The sequence below is a fragment of the Micromonospora sp. NPDC049139 genome, from assembly GCF_055586845.1.
This window is the reverse complement of record NZ_JBVJHK010000008.1, coordinates 170,623-191,068: the sequence shown is the minus strand read 5'-3', so window position 1 is coordinate 191,068 and position 20,446 is coordinate 170,623. Positions and strand designations below refer to the sequence as shown.

The following is a 20,446-nucleotide window of genomic DNA, read 5'->3' as shown; positions in this document are numbered from 1 at the left end:
CGGTCAGCGGGCGATCTCGTGCTGGGTGAGGATCATCAGCGCCCGCACCAGCCGGGTGGCCCACTTCACGTCGAGGCGGAGCTTGGTCAGCACCCGCCAGTTCTTCAGGTGCGCGAAGGCGTGCTCACACACCGCCCGTTCCGCCGCGATCAGCTGGTTGACCAGCTTTTTCGCGGACGGGCGCTTCTTGCCCTTCGGCTTCTTGTAGCCGGTGATGACCGCCGGGTCGCCCGCTTCGTCGTCCAGGCCGACGAAGCCGATGTCGGCGATCGCCGCGAGACCCGCCTCGCGCAGCCGGCCGACCAGGTCGTCGTGACGGCACGCGGTGATCTCCGAGCCGCGGGCGGGCCGGGCAGTGAGAGGTCCACAACAGCCGCCCCTTGACATCGGTCAGGGCGATGCAGGTAGAAGGCCCTGGCATGGCGCTCGCCCGGGATGCTCATGCCAGGGCCTTCTACCTGCGCAAAACGGCGGTTAAGGATCGTGAGGCCTCTCGGCGGCAGCAGCCACGGAGCGTCACGGAGTCCACGCAAGTTTCCGAAGCTCGAACACCGGTTACCGAAAAGTCATATTCGGCGCGGTACGGCTCCGTCCTGCCAGCGGTAGAGGTCGCGCAGCAGGGAAATCTCGGCGCCGTGATGGATCAGCTCCCTGTTGACGTGCAGGACGATGCCCTTCATGGGAAACCGCTCGGGACCCACCGTGGGCGGATTCTCCAGTTCAGCGTCCGAGAGTTCGCGGACCCCCGCGTTCCATCTCCCATACATCTCATCGAGCTGTTTTAGCGCCTCGTCAGCGGTCCCCGCGTAGGCGAATGTCTGGAAGTCGACGTCCTGGCCGCCGAAGTGCCATCCGACCCGATAGCCCAGGCACGAGACGATGACGTGTGCCAGCCGCCAGGCAATCGTGGTCACCGGCGCCGGCACCGGGTCAGGAGACGCGGAGTCCACCGTCCACTCCCCCGAACCTGCCGACATCGGTGCGGCCGACGTGCCACGTGGGCGGATGCTCCAGCAACCGCGCACCGGCTCCCAGAGGTACTCCTCATCGGTAAGACCGTCCAGCCGCGGCCGCAGGTTCTTGCGCCAGTGCCGGTCCAGCTGCTCCGCGAGCCGCTCGCTTCTTGCCATTTCCGCACACTACAGACAACGGAGACCTGGCTGCGACCCTCGCGGACGCCGTCGCCGGCCGTGGGCCGCGAGCGCGTACCGCACCGGGAGATGACGCTGGGGGCTGATGCGCCCTTCGGGCCGTGCCGCCGCGAGCGGCTGTTTGACATTAACAACCCGGCTGGCTGGGTTGGGTTCAATGACCCAAATGTAACAGCCGCGACCGATGACATGACGGATGATCAAGACCGCAGACTCCCGCCCGTGATCAGCGTGGGTATCCCGAGCGACCGCCACGCCAGAGCCTCCTGCCTGCATGTTCGAAGAGGCGAAGACTCATTGACGGCGGCACCGCGGCTGGACACTAGGGTGGGCGGATCAGACCGTGAGCCACCGGAGGACGCCTCGTTGCCCGACGCGCCAGACGCCGAGCCCTACCTCCCCAGCTATGACCCGAAGATCGTGCCCTGGCACCTGACCTGGGCGGAGGTGGCCCCGTCCCGGCAGCAGTTCGATCCGGTCTCCGCCCCCGCCGTCGTCCGGTCGCTGCCGCCGGCCGCCGCTGTCCCCACCCGGCCACCCGGCCGGTCGGGCCGACCCGAGGTGCACGAATGGGGGCAGCGGCAGGGCATGCGGTGGGCCGACGAGATGAGCTTCGCGATCGTCGGCCACTACGGGCACTGGGCGTCGGGCTGGCGGTGGGGTGTCGGCGAGGCGGACTTCGGCGGCGGCCCCGTCCACGCCTGGTGCTGCCCCGCCGACAGCATGGGTGACCCCGAGCAGACGCTCGGCGTGGTCACCGAGGCGCTGGTCGAGTGGCGGGGGTGGCTGGAGGAGCTGGCCGAGCGCTTCGACCGGTTCCTGCCGCTGATCGCCGCCGACCGCGCCGACCCGTCCGCCTGGGAACGGGCGGTGGCGCACCTGGTCACCGTCGTGGTCGACCGGACCTGTGCCGACGGCCCCTGGGAGTGGCACTGCCGGCAGGTGCTCGGCTGGTTCCTCGGCTTGGCGGGCGTACCGTCCGAGCGGCACAAGCCGCTGCTCGACCGGTCGATCGACGGTCGCTTCGACGACTTCCGCACCCCGTCGAACCTGCTGATCCAGGACGTCGCCGAACGATTCGGCCGCGCGGTGACCGGCCGGTGAGCGAGCCCACCGCCGCGCACCGTCATCTCCTCACCAGTCAGCGGGCGCCGGTCAGCTCGGCCAGCCGCCGGTCGGCGAGTTCCTGGATGCGGTCCTTGTCGCTGACGATCACCGTGCCCGGGTCGGCGTCCGGCAGTTCGTCCTCCAGCCGCCGGATCGGCCGGTACGCCCACCCGGCGGCGGCGAGCGCCAGGGTGCACAGCCCGGCGACGACGGCGGTGAGCGCGATCCCCCGGCCGGGTCCGTGCCCGATCACCGCGCCGAGCGACCGGGCGATGCCGTCGCCGGTAGCCATCAGCGGCTCGAAGACCCCCTCGGCGAGCGGGGCGGCGGTGAGGAACCCGGCGGGCACCATCAGCCAGGAGAGCATCAGCGTGGTGGCGAGCACCCGGCCCTGCAGCTCCAGCCCCACCTTGGCCTGCACGATGGCCAGCCAGTGCGTGTTGACCAGCGCCGAGGCGAGCCCCAGCCCGAACAGGCCCACCGCCGGGAAGACCGGGTCCGGACGCAGCCCGACCATCAGCATCGCGACACCGAGCAGCACCACGCCGGTCAGGATGCCGGTGGTCCGCCGCGCCGTGCCGCCCCACACGCCCATCAGGATGCTGCCCAGCAGCAGCCCGGCGCCGCTGGCGGCGAGCACCACGCCGAGCACGGAGGGGTCGCCGAAGGAGAGGGTCAGCGGGGTGGCCAGCACCTCGACGACGGCGAAGAAGTAGTTGAGCAGCGCGGTCAGCACGATCATCGCGAGCAGGCCGTGCCGGCGGGCGATGAACCGCCAGCCCCCGAGGACCTCCTGTCCGAACGACTCCTCACGCCGCTTGAACAGGGTGTCGGGGAAGCGTACGGCGAGGGTGATGCCGACCGCGACGGCGAAGCTGACCAGGTCGATCAGGACGATGCCGCGAAGGCCGATCGCGACCACGAGCGCGCCGCCGACCAGCGGGGCGAGCACGGTGCTGGTCGCGGTGCCCAGCGAGATGAGGCCGTTGGCCCGGCCGTAGTACCGCTTGGGCACGAGCTGGGTCACCGCCGCGAGGTACGCCGGTTGCTGGAACGCGGTGGCCAGCGCGCTGGCCGTGAGCACGGCGAAGACGTGCCAGAGCTGCGCCCGGCCGGTCCAGAGCAGCACCGCCAGGACCACCGTGCCGCAGGCGGCGAAGGAGTCGGCGCAGACCATGATCAGCCGGCGGTCCCAGCGGTCGGCCAGCGCGCCGGCGATCGGTGAGAGGACCACCGCCGGCAGCAGCGCCAGCACCGACGCCAGCGCGAACCAGGAGATCGAGCCGGTGCGCTGGTAGACCCACAGCGACAGGGCGAACCCGGTCAGCCCCGTGCCGACCAGCGACACGAGCTGCCCGAACGCGACCAGGAAGAACGTGGTCAGCCCGGAGCGGGCCGGCGGAACCGGCGCGGGGGCGCCCGTCCGGGGCACGCGCCGGCCGGGCGGCGCGGCGGACGACCCGGTCCCGGCCACCGGGCCAGCCGTTCGGGGCGGCGGCGCACCGCCCGTCGCCCGGGACGGCTCGGCCGGGGCCGCCACCTCGCCGGAGACCCCCTCCCCGACGGCCGGCCCGACAATGGCCGGCTCGGCGTCGGCCGGCTCGGCGACGACTGCCGCCTCCGCCGGGTCGGCCAGGATGATGTCGGCCAGCTCCGTGGCCTGGTGCTTCTGGAAGTAGTGGCCCGCGCCCTCGATGGTGCGCAGGCAGACCGAGTCGGAGAAGTACGCCCACTCCAGGTAGCGCTCCTCGTACAGCTCGGTGGCGCGGTCGCCGGTGCCCACCACGCAGACGATCGGGGCGGCCAGCCGCCGGGGCAGCCCCTGGGCGTAGACGTCGGTGTAGTAGTCCTCGCCGACCCGGGTGTCGGCCAGGAAGATCCCCATCAGGAAGTCCTTCTCCCGTTCGTCGAGCACGTCGGTGAAGAAGCCCATGGCCCGCAGGAAGTCCAGCGCGTGCCGCTTCGAGGTCCAGCGCTCCATCGGGAAGGCGCGGCGGAACCAGCGGGCGAACCGGCCCGGCAGCCGGGGTGCCGGGAAGTGCCCGCCGACGACCACCCGGCGCACGTCGACTCCGGCCGCCTCCAGCCGCCGGCCCAGCTCGACGGCGGTGGCGCCGCCCATGCAGTGGCCGTAGACCAGCACCGGCCCGGAGATGCCGGCGGTCACCTCGGCCACGCACCGCTCGACCAGCTCGGCCATGCCCAGGGCCGGCTCGTCGGGGCGGTTGAGGTCGTGCCCGGGGCGTTGCAGCGCGTAGAGCGCGACGTGCGCGGGCATCGCGGCGGCCAGGGACTGGTAGGTCACCGCGCCGGCCCCGGCGAACGGTACGCAGAGCACCGTCACCGCCGGCGCGGCCGTCCGGGGCGGGGTCAGCTCGTGCAGCAGCCGGCCGGGCTCGCCCGCCGCGGCATCGGCGTGCCCGGTCAGGCCGCGGATCGTCGGGTGGCGGAACAGGTCCAGCACGCTGATCGGCGGCTCGATGCCGCTGAGCGCCCGGATCGCCGTGAACGAGTCCCCGCCGAGGTCGAAGAAGTCGTCGTCGATGCCGACCCGGTCGTAGCCGAGCACCTGCGCCCAGCGCTCGGCGAGGGCGGCCTGCAGCGGGGTGGCCGGCGCCGCGCCGACGTCACCGCGCGGCCCGCCGCGCTCGGGCGCCGGCAGGGCCCGGCGGTCGACCTTGCCGTTGTCGGTCAGCGGCAGGGCGTCGAGCGGCACGTACGTCGTCGGGACCATGTAGTCGGGCAGCCAGTCGCGCAGGAACGCCCGCCACCGGCCGGCCCCCTCGTCCGGCGGCTCGGGGCGCGGCGCGAGGTACGCGACCAGGGCCGGCTCGCCGTCGATGTCACGCACCACGACGGCCGACTCCCGCACCGCCGGGTGCCGTTGCAGCGCCGCCTCGATCTCGCCCAGCTCGATGCGGTGGCCGCGCACCTTCACCTGGGAGTCGTTGCGGCCGAGGCACTCGATCGTGCCGTCGGGACGCCACCGGGCGAGGTCGCCGGTGCGGTAGAGCCGGGCGCCCGGCCGGTCGGCGTACGGGTCGGGGCGGAACCGGTCGGCGGTCAGGCCCGGCTGGTCGAGGTAGTCGCGGGCCACCCCGGCGCCGCCGAGCCAGAGCTCCCCGACCACCCCGACGGGCACCGGCCGCAGCGCCTCGTCGAGCACGTACGCCCGCAGGTTGGCGATCGGCCGGCCGATGGTGACCTCGGGCGCGTCCGGCGCGATCCGGGCCGTGGTAGCCCAGATGGTGGCCTCCGTCGGCCCGTACATGTTCCACAGCTCGCCGACCCGGGCGGCCAGGTCGCGGGCCAGCGGCGGGGGCAGCGCCTCGCCGCCGCAGAGCGCCCTCAGCCCCGGCATCCCGGTCCAGCCGGAGGCGATCAGCAGCCGCCAGGTGGCCGGGGTGGCCTGCACGACGGTGGCCCCCTCGGCGCGCAGCAGCGCGGCCAGCCCGGCGGCGTCGTAGCCGACGTCCCGGCCGGCGACCACCACCCGGGCGCCGACCACCAGCGGCAGGAACAGCTCCAGCACGGAGATGTCGAAGGCGAAGGTGGTCAGCGCGACCAGGGTGTCGTCGGCGGTCAGGCCCGGCGCGTGCCGCATCGCGGTGAGCAGGTTGACCACCGAGGCGTGGCTGACCCGCACGCCCTTGGGCCGGCCGGTGGAGCCGGAGGTGTAGAGCACGTACGCCAGGTGCGCGGGCGTGGTGACCGGAGCGGGGTCGGCGGCGCACTCGACGGCCAGGGACGGGTCGTCGACGCGCAGCACCGGGCCGGCGAAGTCCGCGAACCGGTCGGCCAGCCCCGGCTCGGTGACCAGCACCGCCGCGCGGCTGTGGTCCAGCACCCAGCGCTGCCGGTCCAGCGGGTACGACGGGTCCAGCGGGACGTACGCGCCACCGGACTTGAGCACGCCGAGCAGCGCCACCAGCAGGTCGGCGGAGCGTTCCATCGACACGGCGACCGTCACGTCCGGTCCGACGCCGACCCGGCGCAGCCGGCGGGCCAGCCGGTTGGCGCGCACGTTCAGCTCGGCGTAGCTGAGAGTGCGGCCCGCGAAGGTGACCGCGGGGCGGTCCGGGGTGCGGGCCACCTGCTCCTCGACCAGCCGGGCCAGCCCGACCGCCGGGACCGGCGCGGCCGTGGCGTTCCACTCGCTTAGTTGCCGGTGCCGCTCGGCGGGGGTCAGGATCTCCACGTCGGCGAGCCGGCCGTCCGGGTCCGCCACGAACGCGGTCAGCAGCGTCTCCAGGTGGGCCAGCATCCGCTCGGCGGTGCCCGGGTCGAACAGCGCGGTGTTGTACTCCAGGCAGCAGAGCAGCCCGTCCGGCCGGTCGTACGCGTACAGGGCGAGGTCGACCTGGGCGGTGCCGGGTTCGACGGTGAGCTGCTCCACCCGCAGGCCCGTCATCGCCAGGTCCTGCTCGGGCAGGTTGAGCAGGTTCACCATCACCTGGAACAGGGCGTTGCGGCTGAGGTCCCGGGGCACGTCGAGGGCGTTGACGACCCGCTCGAAGGGCGTCTCCTGGTGGTCGTACGCGGCCAGGGCGGTGCGGCGGGTCTCGTCGAGCAGCCGGGCGACGCTCCAGTCGCCGTCCAGGGTGGTGCGCAGCACGATGCTGTTGAGGAAGAAGCCGACCATCGGCTCCAGCTCGGCGCGGACCCGGCCGGCGACCGGGGAGCCGACGCAGATGTCGCGCTGCCCGGTGTAGCGGAACAGCAGCGCCTGCACGGCGGCGAGCACCGTCATGTAGAGGGTGGCGCCGTGCCGCTGGCCAAGGTCGCGTACCCGCTCGGTCAGCGCCGGCGGCAGGGTCAGCCGGGCCACCGCCCCGTCGAAGGTCTGCACCGGCGGCCGGGGCCGGTCGGTGGGCAGTTCCAGGGCGCCCGTCGCGCCGGCCAGCCGCTCGGTCCAGTACGCCAGGTCGGCGGAGTCCGCGGCGGCCCGGTCCCGCTGCCAGCGGGCGTAGTCGGCGTACTGGACCGGCAGGTCGGGCAGGGGTGAGGGCAGGTCGGCGGCGAGGGCGTCGTAGAGGGCGCCCAGGTCGGCCCGGATCACCCCGAGCGACCAGCCGTCGGAGACGATGTGGTGCATCGCGAGGCAGAGCACGTGCCGGCCCGGCCCGGAGCGGAACAGGACGGGCCGGAACAGCGGCCCCCGTTCCAGGTCGTACGGCCGGCGGGCCTCGGCGACCAGCGCCACGCGCTCCCGCTCGGCGAGGTCCGCGTCGTCGGCGCCCTCGGCGGCCAGGTCGACCACCGGCAGGTCGACCGGTGCGGCGGGCAGCACCACCTGCACCGGGTCCCCGCCGTCGGGGCCCGGCCGGACCACGGTGCGCAGCACCTCGTGCCGACGCACCACCTCGGTCAGCGCGGCGGCGAGCACGTCGACCCGCAGGTCGCCGTGCAGCCGCAGGGCGGTGAGCACCGCGTACGCGACCTGGTCGTGCACCTGCTCCAGGAACCACAGCCGGCGCTGCCCGGAGGAGACCGGGGCGGGCCCGGGGTCGATGGCGCGCGGGATCGGCGGCACCGCCGGCTCCGGCGCGGCCGGCAGGGCGGCGGCGACCCCGGCGACGGTGGGCCGGGCGAACACCGCCTCGATCGGCAGCGCCACCCCGAGCCGGGCGCGCACCCGGGCGACGACCTGGGTGGCGAGCAACGAGTGGCCGCCGAGGGCGAAGAAGTCGTCGTGCGCGCCGACCGGCGCGACGCCGAGCAGCTCGGACCAGATCTCCGCCACCGCCCGCTCCGCGGCGGTGCGGGGGGCGAGGTAGGCGGTGGTCAGTGCCGGCCGGTTGCCCCGCTCCGGCGAGTCCACGCCGGACGGGACGCCGCCGCCGTCCCCAGGGGACGCAGCCGCCGAGCCGGACGACGACGCGGGCTCCGCCCCGGGTCGCACGACGGGATCCGCCCCGGACGGCGGCACGGCGGGTTCCGCGCCGGGCGGCGGGGCAGGGCGCGGGGCGGGGACGCCGCGGTCGACCCAGTGCCGCTGCCGCTCGAACGGGTAGGTGGGCAGTTCCACCCGGCGGTGCGGCCCGGGGTGGAAGGCGGACCAGTCGACGCGTACGCCGGCGAGCCAGAGCCGGCCCACGGCGTCGAGCGCCACGCGGTGGTCGTCGGCGTCGGCGCGGACGTGGCGCATGACCTGCACCACGCGCTCGGGCCGCGCGCCGCCCTGGCGCAGCAGCCCGCCGAGGGTGTGCCCGGGGCCGACCTCGGCGACGACCAGGCCCCGCTCGGCCAGCAGCGCGGCGCAGTCGGCGAAGCGGACCGTGCCGCGCAGGTGCCGCACCCAGTACTCCGGGTCGGTGACCTCCCCGGGCCCCACGGCGGCGCCGGTGACGTTCGACAGGAACGTCGTCGTCGGCTCGGCATAACCGACCTGCCGCGCCTCGGTGCGGAAGTCGTCGAGCACCGGGTCGAGCAGCGCGGAGTGGAAGGCCCGGTCGGCGTGCAGCGGGCGGGTCTCGACCCCGTCGCGGTCGAGCCGCCGGCGCAGGGCGGCGACGGTGTCGGGCCGGCCGGACACCACGCACAGGCCGGGCGCGTTGACCGCGGCGAGCGCCAGGTCGTCGCCGAGCAGCGCGCCGACCTCGGACTCCGGCAGGGCGACGGCGAGCATCGCGCCCGGCTCGGTGCCCTGGGCGAGGCGGCTGCGGGCGCACACCAGCCGCAGCGCGTCCGCGAGGACGAACACGCCGGCCAGGCACGCGGCGACGTACTCGCCGAGGCTGTGCCCGGCCACCGCCTCGGGGCGCAGGCCCCGCTCGACCAGCAGCCGGGCCAGCGCGTACTCGGTGACGAAGAGCGCCGGCTGGTTGATCCGGGGCTCGGCGAGCAGGCGCTCCGCCTCGGCCCGGTCGGCGGGCGCGGGGTCGAGCACCGCCCGCAGGTCCACCCCGAGCGGCTCGCGCAGCAGTTCCGCGCAGTGGTCCACGACCGCCCGGTAGCCGGGCTCGGCCCGGTACAGGCCGGCGCCCATGCCGACGTGCTGCGCGCCGTGGCCCGGGAAGACGAAGGCCAGGCCGGCGTCGCCGTCGGTCGCGGCGGTGAGCAGCCGCGCCGGGTCGCCGAGCGCGTCGAGGGCGTCGGCCCGGTCGGCGCAGACGACGGCCCGCCGGTGCGCCATCTGCCGCCGCCGGCCCAGGCCCGCGGCCACGTCCGCCAGCGGCAGCGCGGGGTACGCGTCGAGGTGCGCGCGCAGCGCGTCGGTGGCCCGGTCCAGCGCGGCGGGCGTACGCGCGGAGAGCACCAGCAGGTGCGGACCGGCGGGCGGCGCGACGGCCGGCGGCGCGGCGGCGGCCGGCGGGGCTTCCTCCAGCACGACGTGGGCGTTCGTGCCGCCCATCCCGAAGGAACTCACCCCGGCCCGGCGCGGCCCGGAGTCGCCCGGCCACGGCCGGGCCCGGGTCGGCAGGTGGAACGGGCTGGCGGCGAAGTCGATGGCGGGGTTGGGCCGGCGCAGGTTGACCACCGGCGGCAGGGTGCGGTGCCGCAGCGCCAGCACGGTCTTGATCAGGCCGGCCACCCCGGCCGCGGCGTCGGTGTGCCCGATGGCGGCCTTGACCGAGCCGAGCGCGCAGAACCCGGTGTCGGCGGTGCCGCGGCGGAACGCCTCGGTGAGCGCGGCGACCTCGATCGGGTCGCCGAGGCTGGTGCCGGTGCCGTGCGCCTCGACGTAGCCGACCGTGCGGGGGTCCACCCCGGCCACGGTGAGGGCTCGGCTGACCACCTCGGCCTGGCCGGCGACGCCGGGGGCCGAGTAGCCGGCCCGGCGGGCGCCGTCGTTGTTCACCGCCGAGCCGCGGATCACCGCGTGCACCAGGTCGCCGTCGGCGAGGGCGTCGGCAAGCCGGCGCAGCACCACGATGCCGACCCCGCTGGAGGCGATGGTGCCGCGGGCGTCGGCGTCGAACGGGCGGCAGTGCCCGTCCGGGGAGAAGATCCCGCCGTCGTGATGCAGGTATCCCTGCCGCTGGGCGGGAAAGACGCTCACCCCGCCGGCCAGCGCCAGGTCGCACTCGCCGGCGAGCAGGCTCTGCCGGGCCAGGTGCACCGCGACCAGGGAGGTGGAGCAGGCGGTGCCGACGCTGACGCTCGGCCCGGTCAGGTTCAGCTTGTACGACGCCCGGGTCGCCAGGAAGTCCTTGTCGTTGCTCAGCGCGAGCTGGTACTCCCCGAGCGCCCGGATCTCCTCGGGCGCGTCGCGCAGGTGCTCCGACAGGTAGTCGGCCCGGCCGGAGCCGGCGAAGAGCCCGATCTGCCCCGCGTACGCCTCCGGGTCGTGGCCGGCGCGTTCGAGGGCCTCCCAGGCGCACTCCAGCAGCAGCCGGTGCTGCGGGTCGAGCACCTGTGCCTCGCGCGGCGTGAAGCCGAAGAACTCGGCGTCGAAGCGGTCCACGTCGGGCAGCTCGGTGCCCCGCCGCACGTACGCCGGGTCGCCGATCAGCGTCGGGTCGGCCCCGTCGGCGAGCAGTTCCTCGGTGCGGAACTCCCGGACGGCCTCCACGCCGTCGCGGACCAGCCGCCAGAACTCCTCGGGGGTGCGGGCGCCGGGGAACCGGAGAGCCATCCCGACCACCGCGATCGCGTCCCCGGGCACCCCCGTACGCGTGGCGGCCGGGGCCGCACGCGGCGCCGAAACAGCCGGCGGCGCGGCGACGCCGGCGAGGAACCCGGCCAGCGCGGCGACGGTGGTGTGGCGGAACAGGTCGGTCACGGTGAGCACCGGACCGAGCCGCTCGACCAGCAGCCGGTGCACGGCCAGCAGCCGCAGCGAGTGCCCGCCCAGGTCGAAGAAGTTGTCCCGGGTGCCGACCCGGTCGACGCCGAGCACCTCCCGCCACAGCTCGGCGACGAGCCGCTCGGCCGCGGCGACGTCGCCGACCGGCGGCGCCACCGGCGCGGCCCCCGGCCCGGCCGGCTCCGGCCTGCCGCCCGGGGGCGGCGGGAGGGCGGCCGGGTCGAGCTTGCCGTTGCCGGTCAGCGGCAGCGCGTCGACGCCGACGAACGCGGCCGGCACCAGGTGTCCGGGCAGCTCCGCCCGCAGCCCGGCGCGCAGCGCGGCCGGATCCGGGTCGCCGGTCAGGTAGGCGACCAGCCGCGGGTCGTCGGGGTCGTCGCGGCGCAGCACGACGGCGACGTCGCTGTCCGGCCGGAGCCGGCGCAGCGCCGCCTCCACCTCGCCGGGCTCGATGCGGTGGCCGCGCAGCTTGACCTGCCCGTCGGCGCGGCCCAGGAACTCCAGGACGCCGTCGGCGCGCCACCGGGCCAGGTCGCCGGTGCGGTAGAGCCGCCGCCCGCCCTCGGCGGCGAACGGGTCGGGCAGGAACCGGTCGGCGGTCAGCCCGGGCCGGTTCAGGTAGCCGCGGGCCACGCCAACGCCGCCGACGTACAACTCGCCGGTGACGCCGACGGGGACCGGGTCGAGCCGGTCGTCCAGCACGTACAGGGTGGTGTTGGCGATCGGCCGGCCGATCGGCACGGAGCCGGCCCGCGCGGTGTCGGGGCCGACCTCGTGCACCGCGCAGCCGACGACGGTCTCGGTCGGGCCGTACTCGTTGACGAGCCGGGTGCCGGCGGCGTGGTCCCGCCACAGCGCCACCTGGTCGGCGCGCAGGTTCTCCCCGCCGATGACGAACGCCCGGGTCCGGCCCGCCGCCCCGGTCGCCCCGACCTGCCGGTTGACGATCTCCAACTGGGCGGGGGTGATCTTGACCAGCCCGTACGGCGTGCGCCGTGCGCGCAGCGCCTCGCCGAGCCCCGCCGGCCCGAGGTCGTCGGGGAGCAGCCGGACGGTCGCGCCGGCGGCCAGCGGCACCAGCAGGCTGGTCACCGTCAGGTCGAAGCCGATCGAGGAGTGCACCGGCACCTCGTCGCCCGGGCCCAGCCGGTACGCGGCGCCCGCCCAGCGCAGGTAGTTCACCACGCCCCGATGGGTCACCATCACGCCCTTCGGGCGGCCCGTCGAGCCGGAGGTGTGCATGACGTAGGCGAGGTCGTCCGGGCCGGTCCGCGCGGACACCGGGGCCGTCCCGGTCGGCGGCGCCGCGTCGAGGCCGACCTCGACCGGCCGGGCCTCCCCCGCGGGGAGCCGGTGCCGCAGCGGCGCGGAGGTCAGCACCACCGGCGCGCCGGTGTCGGCCAGGAGGTGCCCGAGCCGGGCCGGCGGGTGGGTCGGGTCCAGCGGCACGTACGCGGCCCCGGCCTTGAGCGCCGCGAGGAGCGCCACCGGCAGCGCGGCGGACCGCTCCAGCAGGACGCCGACGAGGTCGCCCGCGCCGATCCCCTCGGCGCGCAGCGTCGCGGCCAGCGCGTCGGCGCGGGCGTCGAGTTCCCCGTAGCTCAGGGTGCGCGCGTCGTCGGCGACTGCCGGGGCGTCCGGCAGTTCCCGGGCCCACCGGCCGACCAGCGCGTGGACGCGGTCGTCCGGCGGCGCGGCGGTGGCGGTGTCGTTCCAGTCCACCAGCATCCGTCGGCGTTCCTCGGCGGCGAGCAGCCGGGCGTCGCGGATCCGGACGTCGGGGTCGGCGAGCAGGTCGGCCAGCAGGGTCCGGAAGTGTCCGGCGAGCCGCGCCACGGTCGCCGCGTCGAACAGGTCGGTGCGGTACTCGACCACGGCGTCGAGCCCGTCCGCGCCGGGGCGTACGGCCACGGTCAGGTCGAACTTCGCGGTGTGGGTCGGCACCTCGACGCAGGTCGCGTCGATCCCGGGCAGCCGCAGCGGCGCGGGCGCGTCGGCGTGCACGAACATCACCTGGAACAGCGGGCTGCGCCCGGCGTGCCGGGCCGGGCACACCGCCTCGACCACGCTTCCGAAGGGCAGCTCCTGCCGCTCCCGGGCGGCCAGCACCTCGGCCCGGACCCGGGCGACGCAGGTGGCGAAGGTCGGGTCGTCGGTCAGGTCGGTCCGGATCACCACGGTGTTGACGAACAGGCCGACCAGCGGCTCCGTCTCCGTGCGGCCGCGGTTGGCCACCGGGGTGCCGACAGGCACGTCGTACCGGCCGGTCCACCGGGCCAGCAGCACCTGGAACGCGGCGAGCAGCAGCAGGTACGGCGTGACGTTGAGCCGCAGGCACAGCGCCCGCAGCGCCTCGGGCGGGACGCCCAGCGGGAACGCGGCGGTGGCGCCGGCCTGCGACGGCGCGGCGGGCCGGGGGCCGGTGGTGGGCAGCTCCAGCACCGGCGGCGCGCCCGCGAGCCGCTCCCGCCACCAGCACCGCTGCGCCTCCGCCTCCGGCCCGGCCAGCCACCGCCGCTGCCACCGCGCGTAGTCGCCGTACGTGACGGGCAGCGCCGGCAGCTCGGCGGACCGGCCGGCGAGCCGGGCGGCGTACGCCTCGGAGAGTTCGTCGGCGACGATCCGCAGCGACCACTCGTCCACCGCCGCGTGGTGCGCGGTCAGCACCAGCACGTGGTCGGTGTCGGCGAGGCGCAGCAGGCGGGCCCGCAGCACCGGGCCGCCGCCCAGGTCGATCGGGGTGGCCGCCTCGGCGGCGAGGCGGGCGGCCAGCTCGTCCTCCCGCGCGGACGCGGCCAGCCCGGTCAGGTCCAGCACGGCCAGCAGTCCGGTCGGCGGCTCGGCGACCACCGGCACCACCTGGTCGCCCTCGGCGGTCAGCGTGGTGCGCAGCGGCTCGTGCCGGGCGACCACCGCGTCCAGCGCCGCGCTCAGGGCGGGCAGGTCCAGCGGGCCGCGCAGCCGCCACGCCACCGGCGCCAGGTACGCCGGGTCGCCCGGGTCGGCCTGCGCCAGGTACCACATCTGCCGCTGCCCGGCGGAGGCGACGCGGCCGGCGGCCCCCCCGCCGGGGATGATCGCGTCCGCGCCGGGGACGACCGCGTCCCCGTCGGCGGTAGCGGCGCGCCGGGCGCGCAGGGCGGCGAGCAGCGCGGCCTGGCGCGGCGAGAGCACATCAGTCATCGAGACGCCCGAGCATCGTCTCGGCCTCGGCGTCCGAGCAGGCCAGCACGCTGAGGTAGAGCGCGGCGGCCTCGTCCACGGCGGGACCGTGCTCGGCGCGCAGCGCGGCGGTGAACTCGCCCAGCGTGGGATGCTCGAAGACGGCGGCCAGCGGCACCCGCACGTCGAGGGCGGCGCGCAGCCGGGCTGCCATCCGGGCAGCCACCAGGGAGTCGCCACCGAGCACGAAGAAGTTGTCCTCCGCCGTCACGTGGTCGGCCCGCAGCGCCGCGCGCCAGGCGTCCGCCACGACCTCCGCGACCGGGCTGCCCCCGTCACGCGTCCCGTCCGTCGTCATCGCGTCCCCCGGTCACGTCGTCCGTCCGTCGTCATCGCGTCCCCCGTCGTTCCGTCATCGCGGCCCCCGTCGTCCCGTCATCGCGGCCCCCCGGTCGCGTGTTCCGTTCCCGTCAGCTCGTCCCCGGGTGTCTCCGCCGGTGCCGACGGTCTGCCCGTCAACGGCCCACACCCGCAGCAGGCCGAGCGCCTCCGCGTCGTCGCGCGCCTCGACCACCGGGCACGGCACCGGGGCCGGGCCGGTGCCGGCGGCATCCAGCAGGAACCAGAGCCAGGCGAGGTACCGGCCGGCGATCTCGTCGGCCGCGGTCTCCGCCTCGGCCGGGTCGAACCCGTTGGCGGTGGCGAAGGCGCTGGCGAGCCGGGTCAGCTCGTCGCGCAACCGGTCCACGGTGGTCACCGGGTCGGCGAGCAGCGGCGTCGGGTCGGCCGGCGCGGGATCGCCGGTGAGCTTGCGGTGCAGCACCGCGTACTCGTGGCGGACCGTCTCCTCGTCGGGCACCGTCGCCGCGACTAGGACCAGGTGGACCGGTGGTCCGCCGGCGTCGGCGAGGGCGCGGGCCAGGTGGTGGGCGAAGACCGCCGCGCTGCAGTAGCCGACGACCGTCACCGGGCCGGCGTCGGCGGGCCGCAGCCGGAGGAACTCCGCCGCGCAGGCGTCCGCCAGGTCGCGGTGGCCGGGCAGCCCCGGGTGCAGCTCCAGGCTGGTCACCGGGTCCAGCCGCCAGATCTCGTGCCGGCCGCCCCGCCCGGGCCCGCCCGGCCGGCACCCCGCCCCGGCTCCCGTCGCCCCGTCGACACCGGCCTCGGCCTCGACACCGGCCTCGACTCCGGCTCCGGCCTCGACTCCGGCTCCGGCCTCGACTCCGGCTCCGGCCTCGGCCTCGGCTCCGGCCTCGGCTTCGGCTTCGGCTTCGGCGAGGGTGGCGGCGAGGCCGGGGCCGGCGGAGTCGCCGGCGAACTCAACCGTCAGCAGGCACCCGGACCGTCCCTCGCTGACCTGGCGCAACGCGATCGTCCGTGCCATCGGGGTCTCCTTGTGCGTACGCGTCGAGCTGGTCGGTGACGGCGGCGGCGAGCGCCGCCGCGGCGTCCGGGGTGAGCGCCCGCCCGTCGGCCTCGACGAGGACGGACAACGCCCCACCCGGGTGCTGACGCAGGGTCAGGCAGACCGGGAAGCGGTTAGCGGAGCGGCGCAGCTCCCGCCGCCGCCAGGTGACCCGGCCGGTGACCAGCTCGGGCTCCTCCACCGAGTCGAGATAGCAGGTCGGGTAGGCGCCGGGCGGGGCGCCGGTGCCCCGCAGCACCTCGGCCGCCACCTCCCGGAACGGGGCCTGCTCGGCCACCGCCCGACGCAGCTCCGTCCGGACCCGGCCGAGGGTGTCGGGCCAGGGCTTCCGTAGGTCCGTGCAGGGCAGCAGCACGGTGTTGACCGCGTACCCGGCGACGTCGAACTCGTCGGCGGCCCGGCGGGTGGTGGTGGCGCAGCCGACGACCACCGCGTCCCGGTCGAGCAGCGCGCCGAGCGCCCGCGCGTACGCGGCGGCGGCCAGTTCGGTCGCGGTGCCGTCGCCCGCCCGGGTCAGCGCCCGGGCCGTGGCGCGCACCGGACGGGTCACCACGGTCCGGCCGGTGCCGCCGGGTACCGGGGCCGGCTCGGCGATCCCGCGCACCCGGGCGGCGGTGGCGCGGACGGCCTCCCGGGCGGCGGCGTCGGCGACCCGGGCCGACCGGCGCAGGTTCAGGTCGCACAGCGTGGTGGCGGGCGACGGGGGCGACCAGGCCGGGTCGTCGTGGCAGCGGGCCAGGTCGGCCAGGAACAGCCGCAGGGACCACGCGTCGACCGCCAGGTGGTGCCAGACCAGCAGCAGGTCGGTGCGGTCGCCGGAACCGAGCACGGCGCAGCGCAGCAGCGGCTCGGCCGTCGTGTCGAACGGGCGGCGGGCGCGGGCCCGCACGGCCGCGTCGAGGGTGGCGCCGTCGGCGAGGTCGACCGTCTCCACGGTCGGTGGGTGCCGGTCGAGCACCAGCTCGGGCAGGCCGTCGACGAGCCGCAGCCCGGCGCCGAACGCGGGGTGGGCGGCGACCGCCCGGCGCAGCGCGGCGGCCAGCCGGCTCCGGTCCACCGGGCTGGTCGTGCTGAACCAGACCGGCTCCACGTAGAGGTCGGTGCCCGGGTTCAGCTCGTCGTGCAGCCACAGCCCGAGCTGCTCGGGGGTCAGCGGCGCGCACCGCGCGCCCGCTGGCGTCGGGGGCGCGCCTGCGGTCGCCGTCGTCGAGGGCGCGCCCGCGAGCGCCGGACCGCCGGACGCGACCCGCCCGGCGGCGTCGCGCGACCGGCCGGTCGACGCCTCGCGCAGCCGGGCGGCGAGGGCCGCCGCGTCGGGGGCGCGCAGGACGTCGGCGGGGGTCACCGGCACGCCGGTGCGCTCGGTCAGCCGGGCGGCCACCCGGGCCGCGGCGAGCGAGGTGCCACCGAGCGGCAGGAAGGCGTCGCCGGGCCGGATCTCCCCGGCCGGCAACACCCGCCGCCAGGCGTCGAGCACCACGGCGGCCGGGTCGGGCACGTCGACCGGGTCAGGCACGTCGACCGGGCCGGGCACGTCGGCCAGGCCCCCGGGGCCGGTCGGGGAGCCGGCGGCGGGCAGGGGCAGCGCGGCGAGCCGGTCGTGGTCGTACTTGCCGTGCGGGGTCAGCGGCAGCCGGGGCAGCAGGGCCACCACCGCCGGCACGGCGTACCCGGGGAGCCGGTCGCGGGCGTGGTCCCGTACCGCCCGCTCGGTCAGCCCGGCCCCCGGCTCCGCCGCCACGTACGCCACCAGCACGTCCCCGAGCTCGTCCCAACGCCGGGCCGCCACCACCACGTCGCGGACGCCGGACAGCCGGCGCAGCACCGCCTCCACCTCGGCCGGCTCGATCCGGAAGCCGCGGAGCTTGACCTGCCGGTCGACGCGGCCGAGGAAGAGCAGGTTGCCGTCGGGCAGGGTGCGCGCCAGGTCGCCGGTCCGGTAGCTGCGCGTGCCGTCGGCCGCCGTGCCGAACGCCGGTTCCCCGCCCGGGTCCCGCAGGTAGCCGCGGGCCACCGCCGCGCCGGCGACGACCACCTCGCCGGTCCCCGTCGGGCGGCACGACCCGTCGGGTTGGCGCAGCAGCAGCCGGGTGCCCCGCACGGCGGTGCCGATCGGGGTCCGTTCGCCGGCCACCGCGCCGTCGCGGGGCACCACGTACAGGGCGCAGCAGACGGTCGCCTCGGCCGGGCCGTACCCGTTGACGACGGTCAGGGCCGGCCTGCTGCGGGCGATGTCCTGCAACAGCGGGCGCGGGATCGGCTCGACGCCGACCAGCAGCCGCCGCAGCCCGGTCAGCGCCCCCGGCTCGGCGCGCAGCAGCGCCCGCAGCTCGGGCAGGAACGCCGGCGGCACGTACGCGCTGCCCGCCCCCGCCGCGTCCAGGAACCCGGCGAGCGCGGCGCCGTCGTGCCGCGCCCCGTCCGGCACGACCCGCACCGTCCCGGCCCGCACCAGCGGGGCGAAGCACTCCCAGACCGCGACGTCGAAGGAGGGGCGGGTCCACCAGGTGCCGGTGTGCCCGTCCGGCGCCGGCGCGCGGTCGTCGAGGTCGGCGAGGAGGTTGACCAGGTTGCCGTGCTCCACCTGCACGGCCTTCGGCGCGCCCGTCGAGCCGGAGGTGTGCACCACGTACGCCACGTCGGACGGCTCGCCGGTGTCGGTGAGGGGCGTGGCCGGCCCGGCCCCGACGGCGGCCGGCGCGAGGACGGGCCGCCCGGGCGGGGCGGACCCGGCCACCACGAGCGCCGGTTCGGCGGCGTCGAGCAGCGCGGCGACGCGGGCCGGCGGCTGGCGCGGGTCCAGCGGCACGTACGCCGCCCGCACCGCGAACGCGCCGACGGCGGCGGCGACGGCATGCGCGCCGGGCTCCAGCAGCACCCCGACCCGGTCGCCGGGGCCGACACCGCGCGCGGCGTAGCCGGCGGCGTAGCGGCCGGCCAGGTCGCGCAGCCCGGCCCAGGTGACGACGGCGTCCTCGGCGTGCACGGCGACCGCGTCCGGCCGCCGGTCGGCGGCGGCGAGCAGGCGGCTGAGCAGGGTGCCGGTCACCGGGCCGCCCCGACCCCGTCCGCCGCGACCGGCCCGGCGGCGCGCAGCGCCTCGACGGCGGCGAGGTAGTCGGCGAAGCGCCGGTGCTCGTAGAGCAGCGTGGCGCGCACGTCGACCCGCAGGCCCTGCCGGACCAGGGCGCTCAGCCGCACCGCGAGCAGCGAGTCGCCGCCGACGGTGAAGAAGTCGTCGTCGGGACGGGGCGGGGCGCCCAGCACGGCCCGCCACGCCTCGGCGACCGCCGTCCCGGCCTCGGTCGGCCGGTCCCCCGGCGCGTCCCGGCCGTCCCCGCGCTCGCCGGCCAGCCGCCGGGCGGTGCCGGCGCGCAGCGCGGCCCGGTCGAGCTTGCCGTTGGTGGTCAGCGGCAGGGCGTCGCACCGCTCCACGAGGTGCGGCACCATCGCGGCGGGCAGCCGGGAACGCAGCCAGTCCCGCACGCCGTCGGCGTCGACCGCGCCGACCACCCAGGCCACCAGCAGCGTCTGCCCGTCCCGGTCGAGCGTGCCGGCTGCGGCCTGGCCGACGCCGGGCATCGCGAGCAGGGCGAACTCCACCTCCCGCAGCTCGATCCGGTGGCCGCGGACCTTGACCTGGCCGTCGCCGCGGCCGACGAAGTGCAGCTCGCCGTCGCGGTCGCGCCGGCAGACGTCCCCGGTGCGGTAGCGCCGCTCCCCGTCGGTGACGCCGAAGGCGGCGGCGGTCTCGGCGGGCGCGGACCGGTAGCCACGGGCCAGCACCGGCCCGGCGACGACCAGCTCACCCTGCTCGGCACCGTCCTCGGGGCCGGTCGGGGCCAGGGCCAGCCGGGCGCCGGCGACCGGCCGTCCGATCGGCGGCGGACCGGTCCGGTCGGTGTGCCGGCGCAGGTCCGACGTGGCGGTGACCAGGATGGTCGCCTCGGTGGGGCCGTAGAGGTTGTGCACGGCGGCGCCGAAGTCGGCCGGTGGCCAGGTGCGCAGCCGGTCGCCGCCCGTGGCCAGGCTGCGCAGCCGGCCGGTGTCGGCGCCGGCGCGCAGCAGGTGCTCGGCGAGCGGGGTGGTGAGGAAGCAGTGGTCGACCTCGCGCACCGTCGCCGCCACCCGCTCCGGGTCGCGGGCCACCGACTCGTCGGCGAGCAGCACCGTGGCGCCGCGCATCAGCGGCGCCCAGAGGTCGAGCAGGGCGGCGTCGAAGGCCAGCCCGGCGAAGGCGGCGGTCCGCACGCCGGGGCCGAGGCGGAAGGCGGTCGCGTACCAGTCGAGGACCGTCCACAGGCTGCGGTGGGCGACCTCGACCTGCTTGGGCCGGCCGGTGGAGCCGGAGGTGGAGATGAGGTACGCCAGGTCGTCGGCGTCGGGCAGCCGCAGGTGTTCCTCCCGGCCCGCGCGGACCGGGATGACCCCGGCGGGCAGCCGGTCGGCGTACTCCTCGGCGGTGACGGCGACGCGGCAGCCGGCGTCGGTGAGGATCCGGGCGACCCGGGCCACCGGCAGCGCCGGGTCCAGCGGGAGGAACGCGGCACCGCAGAACCAGGCGGCGAGCTGCCCGACGACGGCGTCGGCGGTACGCGGCCGCAGCACCGCGACGACCCGCCCGTCGGTGTCGCCCGCGGCCAGCGTCGGGGCCAGCGCCCCGGCCAGCTTCGTGGCGGCGGTGACGAGGTCGCGGTAGCGCAGCGTGCGGTGGCTGTCGACGACCGCCGGCCGGTCGGGATGTGTCCGGGCGGCGCGCAGCACCTGGGCGGGGACGGTGGTGGGGCGGTGCTGACCGGCACGTGCGGTGGCGGTCACGGCTCCCCGCAGGGTCGGGTCACGACAGCGCCT

The 20,446-nt window shown here is 76.7% G+C and carries 8 protein-coding genes; 1 reads left to right on the top strand and 7 read right to left on the bottom strand.

What is annotated here, in order from left to right; translation table 11 throughout:
• Window positions 1-3: 3 nt before the first annotated feature.
• Window positions 4-387 (bottom strand): transposase family protein, encoded by a 384-nt coding sequence (locus tag ACZ6Q9_RS16690; protein WP_393267849.1) that lies wholly within the window; start codon window positions 385-387, stop codon window positions 4-6.
• A gap of 179 nt (window positions 388-566) precedes the next feature.
• Window positions 567-1,130: a DinB family protein gene (locus tag ACZ6Q9_RS16685; protein WP_396829312.1), complete on the bottom strand. Its 564-nt coding sequence runs from the start codon at window positions 1,128-1,130 to the stop codon at window positions 567-569.
• A 387-nt stretch (window positions 1,131-1,517) separates the two neighbouring features.
• On the opposite strand from ACZ6Q9_RS16685, the gene ACZ6Q9_RS16680 reads away from it, so the two are divergent.
• The gene (locus tag ACZ6Q9_RS16680; protein ID WP_396829311.1) at window positions 1,518-2,255 is read left to right on the top strand and encodes a hypothetical protein; all 738 of its coding nucleotides are present in this window, start codon (window positions 1,518-1,520) and stop codon (window positions 2,253-2,255) included.
• A gap of 37 nt (window positions 2,256-2,292) precedes the next feature.
• Here the strand turns inward: ACZ6Q9_RS16680 and ACZ6Q9_RS16675 are convergent, their stop codons facing one another.
• Genes ACZ6Q9_RS16675 through ACZ6Q9_RS16655 form a run of 5 tightly spaced genes read right to left on the bottom strand, consistent with a single transcriptional unit; the run spans window position 2,293 to window position 20,413 of the window.
• Window positions 2,293-14,190, bottom strand: coding sequence for an amino acid adenylation domain-containing protein (locus ACZ6Q9_RS16675; protein ID WP_396829310.1), 11,898 nt, complete (start codon window positions 14,188-14,190; stop codon window positions 2,293-2,295).
• Window positions 14,183-14,527 (bottom strand): phosphopantetheine-binding protein, encoded by a 345-nt coding sequence (locus ACZ6Q9_RS16670; RefSeq protein ID WP_393267839.1) that lies wholly within the window; start codon window positions 14,525-14,527, stop codon window positions 14,183-14,185. Before ACZ6Q9_RS16670 ends, ACZ6Q9_RS16675 begins: the two co-directional genes overlap by 8 nt.
• Before the next feature lie 54 nt (window positions 14,528-14,581).
• On the bottom strand, window positions 14,582-15,553 hold the full coding sequence (locus tag ACZ6Q9_RS16665; RefSeq protein ID WP_396829309.1) for a thioesterase domain-containing protein: 972 nt from the start codon (window positions 15,551-15,553) through the stop codon (window positions 14,582-14,584).
• Window positions 15,489-18,644, bottom strand: a complete 3,156-nt coding sequence (locus tag ACZ6Q9_RS16660) for an AMP-binding protein (RefSeq protein WP_396829308.1) — start codon at window positions 18,642-18,644, stop codon at window positions 15,489-15,491. Before ACZ6Q9_RS16660 ends, ACZ6Q9_RS16665 begins: the two co-directional genes overlap by 65 nt.
• On the bottom strand, window positions 18,641-20,413 hold the full coding sequence (locus ACZ6Q9_RS16655; protein WP_393458808.1) for a non-ribosomal peptide synthetase: 1,773 nt from the start codon (window positions 20,411-20,413) through the stop codon (window positions 18,641-18,643). The genes ACZ6Q9_RS16660 and ACZ6Q9_RS16655 overlap by 4 nt, the downstream gene beginning before the upstream one ends.
• Window positions 20,414-20,446: the final 33 nt, after the last annotated feature.